This is a genomic window from Paraburkholderia sp. EG304 (assembly GCF_046543485.1).
Taxonomy (GTDB): domain Bacteria; phylum Pseudomonadota; class Gammaproteobacteria; order Burkholderiales; family Burkholderiaceae; genus Paraburkholderia; species Paraburkholderia youngii.
This window is the reverse complement of sequence record NZ_JBKGUA010000398.1, coordinates 1-329: the sequence shown is the minus strand read 5'-3', so window position 1 is coordinate 329 and position 329 is coordinate 1. Positions and strand designations below refer to the sequence as shown.

General features: G+C 59.3%; 1 protein-coding gene. It reads left to right on the top strand.

The window, feature by feature from the left end:
- Positions 1 to 96: 96 nt before the first annotated feature.
- A partial coding sequence (locus ACLFKU_RS44465) for a hypothetical protein (protein WP_410853481.1) occupies positions 97 to 329 on the top strand: 233 nt, incomplete at its 3' end.

The following is a 329-nucleotide window of genomic DNA, read 5'->3' as shown; positions in this document are numbered from 1 at the left end:
AAGGACAGATGAAATGTTCGAGCAAAACTGCGCGGTCCGCCGCCCAGCAATTTTATTCGCTGGCATCATAAGTCATCCTTCGCATATTGCATTTGCTTGACTCCCTTTCCTTACTGCGACAGAACCGCCAAGACCGCCGAGGAGCGCTACCAGACCGCTGCCGGTGTCGAGCATGATCTGCGGCGTTGCCTCGTCGACTGGGAGCGTCAGCGGCGCATCGACGACTTCGCGCTGGACGAGCACGGCACCCCCGACCGGCTGATGATCCCCGAGAAGCTTTACGGACGTGAGCGCGAAGTCGATACCCTGGTCACCACGTTCGACCGGAT